Origin of the sequence: Candidatus Methanoperedens sp. BLZ2, assembly GCF_002487355.1 — an archaeon.
Taxonomy (GTDB): domain Archaea; phylum Halobacteriota; class Methanosarcinia; order Methanosarcinales; family Methanoperedenaceae; genus Methanoperedens.
Genome location: NZ_NTMG01000010.1, coordinates 1 through 3,583, shown reverse-complemented (window position 1 = coordinate 3,583; position 3,583 = coordinate 1). Strand labels below are relative to the sequence as shown.

Annotated in this window: 3 protein-coding genes; 2 read left to right on the top strand and 1 reads right to left on the bottom strand. The window is 35.2% G+C overall.

Annotation, left to right across the window (positions count from 1 at the left end):
- Positions 1–40: 40 nt before the first annotated feature.
- Positions 41–898, top strand: coding sequence for a nucleotidyltransferase domain-containing protein (locus CL181_RS00560; protein ID WP_097297305.1), 858 nt, complete (start codon positions 41–43; stop codon positions 896–898).
- Complete coding sequence (locus CL181_RS00555) at positions 891–2,456, top strand: hypothetical protein (RefSeq protein WP_097297304.1); 1,566 nt, start codon at positions 891–893, stop codon at positions 2,454–2,456. The genes CL181_RS00560 and CL181_RS00555 overlap by 8 nt, the downstream gene beginning before the upstream one ends.
- On the opposite strand, the gene CL181_RS00550 is transcribed toward CL181_RS00555, so the two are convergent.
- Positions 2,453–3,550 carry a radical SAM/SPASM domain-containing protein gene (locus CL181_RS00550; RefSeq protein ID WP_176504985.1) on the bottom strand — a complete coding sequence of 366 codons (1,098 nt, stop codon included), beginning with the start codon at positions 3,548–3,550 and terminating at the stop codon, positions 2,453–2,455. The two genes, CL181_RS00555 and CL181_RS00550, sit on opposite strands and share 4 nt — an antisense overlap.
- Positions 3,551–3,583: the final 33 nt, after the last annotated feature.

Below are 3,583 nucleotides of genomic sequence, written 5' to 3'. Positions count from 1 at the left end.
AAATAACTTGAAATTATTTTAGGTGTGATGGATCATAGCGATGGAAAATATTCCTCAATGTCCCAAACCCGTGCAACTACCCCAATCTGAAGTAGAAAAAATGCTAGAAAAACATAAAGAAATAGCATTAAAATACATTGAGACTATAAAATCAAATCACAGAATAATTGCTGTCGTGGGTTTAGGTAGCCTTGCTAGAATGTACGCAGATAAAATTTCAGATATTGATTTAGGAATCATCTTTATTGGAAAGACGTTGCCAGTCCCACAAGGAGAAAGCCTTTTTGAGGGTTATGATATCGATAGATTGCTCATTAATATGGATTATTATAGTAATACCAGCGCGTGGCCAATGTGGATGAGAGAAACATTTTCGTCAGCAATATTATTATATAGTCGAGATAAAAAAATAACTGAAAGAAGCCTACGAATGCATGTCGCGCCAAAGAAGAAAGAATTGCAATACTTAACCACCAACATACTCTTGGATCTCGCATGGCATGGGATCCAATTAAAGGACATAATCAATTATGGAACGCCATATGAATTGCCTTCAGATGATTTCTTAGTTAAGAGAGCCGGTCCTCTCGGTGCGATGATATATTATGATTTTGCACTCCTACAAGTATTAAGGCTCTTTTTTATTGCAAATAAATCATTTCCGCCCACAGCAAAATGGCTTCTTTACGAGTTTCCTATGCGAGATAGCCAAATTGATAAAAGAATTGCTAATTTTATGAAAAGTTGCACTCCCATTAATAAAAGAAAAGAACTCATTGATTTATTCGAAATGGCAGTTATCCGTCTTCAAGATTCAAAAATAATACCAAATAATTTATTCAATTTGTATACATCTGTTCAACAGAAAATGAAATGGGGAGGATTATTGTATGCCTAAAAGAGATTTCAAGCTTTTAAATCCATGGTATTCCGAACAAATATTTATTTTGGATGATGGGAAAGGTGAAAAGGCATCTTTTATCAGCCAATGGTCAGAAAATATTAAAGAACAATTAGAACTAAAAAAAGGTGCTATGGGTGAATGGGAAACTCATTCAATTCAAGATGGAATTCCCATTCTGATTTATCATGAACTACTCTCTAAAAAAATCTTTGATAAAGAAATATTATGGATTAGCTTAGGAATCGAGCCAAAAAATAGCTATTTTGGACAAGATGGTTTCTATGATGATATAAGCATTAATTTTGCTGCATTGACAAAAGTTTATAATAACCTTTTTTCGTCCCTCCCCATCACATTTGATGATATTTTCTTGAAATATACGTACCTTACTCATGATTTTAATACCACCGATGAGATAACAAGTAAAGCTATAGAGATTGCGGAATTTACTGGACGAAGCCCGCTTGGCACCCAACTTGATTATTGCAGCGGTAAAATTTCTAAGTTAGGCGGAGGGAAACCACCTAAATCTAGGTGTTTGATAGACGAAATAGGCGGTACTAAAGAGGAACTCGCAGCTTTCATATATCCCGATATTTTTATAATTAATGCCACACCTCATAAGATGTACTACCATGATAGTGCTCAAAAAGTTGTTTCCTATCATACATTATTGAAAAATCTAGGATTGTCTACTGCTATTTACAAAGAATTGGTATCGATTTATAAACGTGATGGATCAAGAATATTGGACATTTTGGAAGGATTATCTAGAGCTGATAGCGTAGCATTTTCGATTGCCTGGTCAATAAATAGGAGGAGACCACCAAGACCTTTAGGTAATTTGAATGAATTAGCAGAAATTATAAGGACCATTCATCTTGAAGGTCTCGAACAAAATTGGGTTTCTCTCCAGGACATGTCACTATATCCTTCGACAACAATGGAAAAATTCTTAAGACAGTTATTAGGACTAAGAGCTGCCGTCGCAGATGAAAGTTTGCTTTTGGGCAATCCTGTTGGGCCTGACTCTAAACCTGTATGTTTTGGATTAGGTGAACATCTATTTCCAAATTGTGACAAAGGCATGTCTCTTCTAAATGCTTTTGCACATTTGTCATCAATGATTTATGAGAATATTAGGAAAGTTTCTCTGGAAGAAGATTTTAAAAATTTAATTGTTGCTGTCCTGGCAGGTTACAAACCTTTAACCTTAACGGAAGCGCATCATGGAGGCGGAATTGCAGATATTCTGGTTCCCTGTAGTAATAAAAAGTTTGTAGTTATAGAATGTAAAGTCTGGCGATATCAAAAACAAATTAAGAAGAATTTGGAACAAATAAGTAAATACATTGGCCCTGATGGAAATTGTGGTTTCCTCGTCTATTATGTACCTAATAAAGCAAGAGTTCCATTGATTCCACTTGATCTCCCTAGGAAAAATTTAGGATATGACTCTGTCTGCAGTTCAAGTGATGCCATAGTAGAGATAGAGGTTCCAGGACATTCGGCGAAAGTACCTATAGCAGTTCTATTTTTGTCGAAGTCTTAAGGAACGCATTCCACAGTACCCATAAAGCGACGTATCTGAGGGGCTCTGATACGGCTGAGATAACGTTTCTTGACAGAATCATCTAATTTCTCTTTATATCTAAGGAAATCCTCGAGTATATTCCTTGTTACTGTGCAAATATGTTTTTGAGTATCAATAGATGATTTAAGATGCATATTAGGGCACCTCGTTCGGCAATAAGTCTTTGCTATGCAATTACTACACTCCTCCAGTATCTCAATAAACATGTCATTTGTTGGTTTCAAATCAAATCCAGTTTTTATATGTCCAATTTTTTCTTCTGCGTAATGCACCATTTCGGGACAAGCGTATATTGCTCCATCCAAATCAACAAATAATATGGATCGCCCAAAGCCACACGGAGCTGTATCTTCCTTAAATTCAGAAGTATTTGATGTGACGAGAAATGCATAATCGAAAGGAATATATTGAAGATTAGTGGGTTTCTGTAATTGACTAAACCACTTGTTCATCAGCATGGAAATGTCGGTATAATAATTAAGCATGGTTTGCTCGATGTCATTATCCTGAATGCTATTGATTTGCCAATATATTGCATCTGAAATATCCTCAAACAGGAAACACGTCTCAAGGAAATGGCTATCTGAGGTATATGTGAGGCGAAGGATTACTGGGATTTCTATGATATTTCTTATCCATTCTATGTTTTTTCGCACAGTTGCCACATAGAAATCCCTAGATCCATATGCAATCTTTGATTCCATGTTTACTGAAAGAAGAATAACCTCAATATTGTCAAAGAAGGATTTTGGCAACGTATCTAAAAGCAAACCATTTGTATGTAAAACCTGATATACACCTGGGTATTTTTCTTTTATTTTTGAGCTCCACTCATCCAGCAGTTTAGGCTTTAAGGTCGGTTCTCCACCATAAAAATAAACATAGATAGAATCTTTATATTCTGAGAGTTTTTCTAATAATTTCAGAACGTCGTTTATTGTATAATTACAAACACTCAATGGATGCTGTTTTTCTGTCATCCTATCCTTTTCATAGCAGTATCTGCAATTTAAATTGCACCCACCGGTAACATTTAGAAAGACCTCTAACATATGCATCCTATTTAAAATAATTTCAAGTTATTT

What these genes read in the sequence shown, in the direction of transcription:
- CL181_RS00555 (WP_097297304.1), top strand. Translation starts at nt 891, where the DNA reads ATGCCTAAAAGAGATTTCAAGCTTTTAAATCCATGGTATTCCGAACAA.
- CL181_RS00550 (WP_176504985.1), bottom strand. Translation starts at nt 3,550, where the DNA reads ATGTTAGAGGTCTTTCTAAATGTTACCGGTGGGTGCAATTTAAATTGC.
- CL181_RS00560 (WP_097297305.1), top strand. Translation starts at nt 41, where the DNA reads ATGGAAAATATTCCTCAATGTCCCAAACCCGTGCAACTACCCCAATCT.